This is a genomic window from Azospirillum sp. TSH20 (assembly GCF_003115935.1).
Lineage (GTDB): Bacteria > Pseudomonadota > Alphaproteobacteria > Azospirillales > Azospirillaceae > Azospirillum.
In genome coordinates this window covers 1-5,828 of record NZ_LGQU01000213.1, presented here as the reverse complement: position 1 = coordinate 5,828, position 5,828 = coordinate 1, and the positions used below count along the sequence as shown (strand labels likewise).

The following is a 5,828-nucleotide window of genomic DNA, read 5'->3' as shown; positions in this document are numbered from 1 at the left end:
CCGGCGCAACCGTAGCGGTCCTTGCCCATGATGGTGTAGCGGCCGCCGCAGACGCCGCACACCAGCACGCCGGACAGAAGGAAGCGCCCGCCGATGCACACGGTTCAGAGCGTTGCCCTGCTCATCCCGACCGATCTCGGTGGCAACCGCTTTCTGTCGCACCTTGACGCGGTTCCACAGAACGTCGTCGATGATGCGCTGTTCGGGGACTTCGACAATCTCCCGCTTTTCCTGAGGGTTGATGCGGGCGACGCGCTTGCTGGTGCCCGGATCCTTGACGAACTCGCAACGTCCCCAATCCAGGACGCGGGCATAATTGGCGTTGTTGAGGATACCGGTCCCGCGGGCGACCTGTCCGCGAATCGTGGTATCGACCCATTTTCTCCTCCTGGGGCCTGGAACGTTCTCATCATTCAACAGTCGGGCGATGGCGCGGGGGCTCATGCCGTCGGCGTACAGCGTGAAGATGCGGCGGACAGTCGCGAGCGAGCGGAACTGGAAGCGCAAGGGTGGAAACGCGCCTACGAGGCTCTGGTCCGCCACGGCCGGCGACTGGTGATGATCCTCGCCCAGCAGGCGGGACTGGTCGAACCGGCGAAGGCGGCGTGGCGCCTGCTGATGGATGCTGTCGGTCATGACAAGGATCCGGACATCATCGCTGCGGCGTGCATCGGTCTGGCACGGCGCCACGTGGCAAGCCTGATCAGGCCGCTCGGGTACGAACCGCTGGCCGATGCGCTGGTTGCCGCGCCTTAAGGCCTCCGGCTGATGAGCGTCGGTCAGAGGCGGGAACTGATCAAGCCGGATCATCCCCGCCTGAACATCCGCGCAGGGTGCGTCGTCGTGTCAGCCCTATACCGTCAACCCGGCGCCCCAATTCGCGTCAACTTGACAGTACCTGCTGACAGTGACGTGGATGGGTATGGGCTGTCCTTAACACCTACCACCCGTAGTACATTCGTGGCGCCTGGTGTGCCGAAAGGCACTCCGGCCGTGATTACCAGACGATCCCCTGCACTCGCCAACCCTTCGTGCACAGCAATCGAACAGGCCCGGTGAACCATTTCTGAAAAATCGCTCACGTCAGCAGAATGAGCCGCATGGACTCCCCAGGCCAGTGACAGGCGGCGCGCGGTGGACAGAGCCGGTGTGAGGCCAAGCACCGGAACCCCCGGCCGCAGGCGTGCAGCACGCAGTGCTGTCGAGCCCGATGTGGTGTAGGCCGCGATCGCCACGGCCCCGACCGTGACGGCGACTTGCCGTGCGGCGTTCGTGATGGCATCGGCGGTCGTCGCCTCGGGTTTCGGCCGGGCGGCGTCGGTGAACTTGCGGTGCTGCGGATCTTGTTCGACACGACGGACGATGCGGTCCATCATCGCCACAGCCTCCACCGGATAAGCGCCGGAAGCGGATTCAGCCGACAGCATCACGGCGTCGGCACAATCATAGACGGCGGTTGCCACGTCGGAGGCCTCCGCCCTTGTCGGCGCCGGCGCCGCTGTCATCGATTCCAGCATCTGCGTCGCAACAATAACCGGACGCCCAAGTGCTCGGCAATGGGTGACGATGCGCTTCTGGGCGCTGGGAACGTCCTCAGGCGGCATCTCGACGCCCAGATCGCCACGGGCCACCATTACGGCATCCGACAGAGCGATGATTTCGCCCAATGCCACCATAGCCGCCGGTTTTTCGATCTTTGCGACGATTCCGGCCCGCCCGGCAATCAGTTCCCGTGCCTCGGCCACATCTTCCGGGCGTTGCACGAATGACAGCGCAATCCAATCGACGCCCAGGCGAAGGCCGAATTCCAGATCGCGCCTGTCCTTGTCGGACAGGGCCGACAAAGGTAGGATGACGCCGGGTAGATTTACCCCCTTCCGGTCAGACAGGACGCCGGAGGTGACCACGACGGTCTCGGCGAAATCAGCGCCGCACCGCTCAACCCGCAGCCGCATTTTGCCGTCGTCCACAAGGATTTCAACGCCGGGCTCCAGCGCCTCATAGAGTTCCCGGTGCGGAAGCGCCACGCGCGAGGCATCGCCGGGTGCATCCGCGGTGTCAAGGCGGAAGCGCTGCCCGGCCTCCAGCCGTACCCGTTCTTGAGCGAACCGGCCAATGCGCAGCTTCGGCCCCTGAAGATCGAGGAGGATGCCGATCGGCCGCTTCACCTCCCGTTCCAGGTCGCGGATAATGAAATGGCGAAGCGCATGATCGTCATGGCTGCCATGGCTGAAATTGAGCCGGAAGACATCGACGCCCGCATCGTAAAGGGCACGAATGATCTCCGTCGAGGAACTTGCGGGGCCGAGAGTGGCCACGATTTTGGTGCTTCGCTGACGGCGCATCGCTCACCCCTGTCCTTTGCACTGCGGCTCGCGGCCGTCGATCAGAATGGCTCGGAAATCATTCACGTTGGTCAGCGTCGGACCCGTCACGACAAGGTCGCCGAGCGCCTGAAAAAACCCATACCCGTCATTGTCTGCCAGACGCGCCTTCGCATCGACCCCCAACGCGGCCGCCCGCTTCAGAGTGTCGGGGGCGAGAAGTGCACCCGCATTGTCCTCTGTCCCGTCGATACCGTCGGTGTCGGCGGCGAGCGCATAGACATCCGGCACTCCGTCGAACGCAACGGCGAGCGCAAGGAGGAATTCGGCATTGCGCCCGCCACGGCCATGCCCCCGCACGGTCACGGTGGTTTCACCGCCGGACAACAGAACACAGGGCCCGGCCACCGGCTGGCCGTGTTCCATCACCTGGCGGGCGATGCCGGCATGGACCAGCGCGGTCTGGCTCGCCTCGCCTTCGATGGCGTTGCCCAGGATCAGCGGCGTAAAGCCGGCGCTCCGCGCCGTTTCGGCGGCGCGCTCCAGTGCCATTTGCGGGGTGGCGATCATGATGGTTCTCACATCCTCACGCATTCTACCCGATGCTTCGCCAACGATGCGCGTCTCCGACAGGTATCGAACCACCGCCGCCGGTGGTTCGATCGCGTATTTCCGCAGAATTGCCAGCGCGTCGGCGGAGGTGGTCCGATCGGGTACAGTGGGGCCGGAGGCGATCACCGAGGGATCATCCCCCGGCACATCGGAAATGATCAAGGATACGACCTGTGCACGCGTGGCGGCGGCCAGACGGCCGCCCTTGATGGCCGACAACTGCTTGCGCACGCAGTTCATCTCCCTGATCGATGCGCCGGATCGCAGCAGCGCCTTGCTCACCACCTGTTTATCGGCGATGGAAAGTCCAGGCGCCGGCAGGGAAAGCAGTGCGGAACCGCCGCCGGAGATCAGACAAAGCAGGAGATCGTCAGGTCCCAACTCACCGGCCAGCTGCAGAATGCGGCGTGTTGCCGCCTCGCCAGCCGCGTCGGGCACAGGGTGTCCGGCTTCGACCGTCTCGATGAACCGGGTCGGCGCTGCATGACCATAGCGGGTGATCACCAAGCCGGATAAGGGACCCGACCAATGGTCTTCCACCGCCCGCGCCATTGCGGCGGCCGCCTTTCCCGCACCGACCACGATCGTGCGTCCCTTGGGCGGATCAGGCAGATGCGGCGGAACGCACTGATTGGGCGACGCTGCGTCCACCGCGGCCCGGAACATCGCCCACAAAAGCTCTTTCGGCTGCATTCTCAAAGTGACCATTCATTAGAAATTCGGCCGGCACCGGATCGACCCATTACAGATGGGCGGCGATGCCAAGTCTTGGTGGTTTTGCCGCCCATTCTGATTGCCGCGATCAGTCGGTCTGGCGATGGTTCTGGCCAATCTCGTGGCCGGCGAGCAGTTCCAGCGCGCGGACGATGCCGGAATGATCCCAGGCATCGCCGCCATTGGCGGCGCAGGCATTGAACAATTCCTGCGCGGTCGCCGTGTTCGGCAGCGACAGGCCGAGGGCGCGGGCTCCGGAAAGGGCGAGGTTGAGATCCTTCCGGTGCAGTGCGATGCGGAAGCCCGGATCAAAACTGCGCTTCACCATGCGATCGCCATGAACCTCCAGCACCCGGGAGGAGGCGAAGCCACCCATCAGCGCCTGACGGACCTTGGCCGGATCGGCGCCGGCCTTCGACGCGAACAGCAGGGCCTCGGCCACCGCCTCGATATTCAGCGCGACGATGATCTGGTTGGCGACCTTGGTGGTCTGGCCATCGCCGTTGCCGCCGACCAGTGTAACGTTCTTGCCCATCTTCTCGAACAGCGGCTTGACCGTGTCGAAGGCGTCCTGCGGGCCGCCGACCATGATGGTCAGCGAGGCGGCCTTGGCCCCAACCTCACCGCCCGACACCGGCGCGTCGAGGTAGGAGCAGCCGAGATCGTTGATACGCTTGGCGTATTCCTTGGTCTCGATGGGGGAGATCGAGGACATGTCGACCACGATCTTGCCCGACGACAGGCCGGCGGCGACGCCGTTCTCGCCGAACAGGACGGCGCTGACATGCGAGGTGTCCGGCACCATGGTGATGATCACGTCCGACTTTCCAGCGACCTCGCGGCCCGACCCGCAGGGCGTGGCGCCCTTGGCGATCAACTCCTGGGGAGCGGAGTTGATATCGTGGACGTAAAGGGTGTGTCCTGCATCCAACAGGTGCCCGGCCATCGGGGCACCCATGATGCCGAGGCCAATGAATCCGACCTTCATGATGTTCTCCTCTTGTCGAAACCTGTGCTGATTATCGACCTGCCCTGCCCGGACATGGGGCGCCAGGACAGCCCGGCACTGGCGCTGGCGGTCGGCTTGTATTCGCAGCCGACCCATCCCGCGTAGCCAAGGCGGTCGATCGCATCGAAGATGAAGGGGTAGTTGATCTCTCCGGTGCCCGGCTCGTTGCGGCCCGGATTGTCGGCAATCTGGATGTGGGCGATCCGGTCGATCAGCCGGCCGATGGTCGGCACCAGGTCTCCCTCCATGATCTGCATGTGATAAACATCGTACTGGAGGAAGAGGTTGTCGGATCCGACCGCATCCATCACGCGTTTCGCCTGGGCGGTGGTGCAAAGATGGAATCCGGGAATGTCGCGGGTGTTGATCGGCTCGATCAGAAGGCGAATCCCAACCTTCCTCATGGCATCGGCTGCAAAGGAAAGATTGTTCACCAACGTGCGCTCCACGACATCGGCAGGAACGTCCGCAGGAGTCTTGCCGGCGAGGCAGTTGATCTGGGCGCAGCCGAGGGCGGTCGCGTAATCGATTGCCCGTCCGACCCCATCCTGGAATTCACCGACACGGTCCGGCAGCACGGCGATACCACGCTCGCCGGCGTCCCAATCGCCGGCCGGAAGGTTGTGGAGAACCTGCGTCAGTCCGTATCTGTGCAAGCGCTCGGCCAATTCCTCCTTCGGATAGGCGTAGGGGAAGAGATACTCCACGCCTTTGAAGCCATCCTGTGCGGCGGCAGCAAATCGGTCGAGAAACACGTGTTCGTTATAAAGCATCGTCAGATTGGCGGCAAATCTGGGCATGGTTCTTCTTCTCGTGAACAGGAGGGAATTCACCTTCTGGCCCGTCAGACCAGCACGGTCTCGCTCTCCTCCACCGGCAGGTCCAGCGTCTCCTCGAACTCGGTGACGTTGTCGATGTCGGTGCCCATGGAGATGTTGGTCACCCGCTCCAGCACCAGTTCGACGACGACCGGCACCTGATACTCGTCCATCCAGGCCTGGGCCTGGGCGAAGGCGTCCTGGATGCGGTCGGGCTCGGTGACGCGGATGGCCTTGCAGCCCAGCCCCTCGGCCACCGCGACGTGGTCGACGCCATAGACGCCGATCTCCGGCGCGTTGATGTTCTCGAAGGACAGCTGCACCTGGAAGTCCATCTGGAAGGCGCGCTGC

Annotated in this window: 6 protein-coding genes; all 6 read right to left on the bottom strand. The window is 63.9% G+C overall.

Annotated elements, in window-relative coordinates; translation table 11 throughout:
- On the bottom strand, positions 1-444 hold a 444-nt coding region (locus TSH20_RS36060), incomplete at its 3' end, for a recombinase family protein (RefSeq protein WP_247874564.1).
- A gap of 416 nt (positions 445-860) precedes the next feature.
- Positions 861-2,345, bottom strand: coding sequence for a pyruvate kinase (gene pyk, locus TSH20_RS34400; protein ID WP_109157673.1), 1,485 nt, complete (start codon positions 2,343-2,345; stop codon positions 861-863).
- A gap of 3 nt (positions 2,346-2,348) precedes the next feature.
- On the bottom strand, positions 2,349-3,629 hold the full coding sequence (locus TSH20_RS34395; RefSeq protein WP_109157672.1) for a glycerate kinase: 1,281 nt from the start codon (positions 3,627-3,629) through the stop codon (positions 2,349-2,351).
- A gap of 109 nt (positions 3,630-3,738) precedes the next feature.
- Positions 3,739-4,641 carry a 2-hydroxy-3-oxopropionate reductase gene (glxR, locus tag TSH20_RS34390; protein ID WP_109157675.1) on the bottom strand — a complete coding sequence of 301 codons (903 nt, stop codon included), beginning with the start codon at positions 4,639-4,641 and terminating at the stop codon, positions 3,739-3,741.
- Positions 4,635-5,459 carry a hydroxypyruvate isomerase gene (gene hyi / locus TSH20_RS34385; RefSeq protein WP_109157674.1) on the bottom strand — a complete coding sequence of 275 codons (825 nt, stop codon included), beginning with the start codon at positions 5,457-5,459 and terminating at the stop codon, positions 4,635-4,637. Before hyi ends, glxR begins: the two co-directional genes overlap by 7 nt.
- A gap of 44 nt (positions 5,460-5,503) precedes the next feature.
- The coding region (locus TSH20_RS34380) for a thiamine pyrophosphate-dependent enzyme (RefSeq protein ID WP_247874563.1) at positions 5,504-5,828 on the bottom strand (325 nt) is incomplete at its 5' end.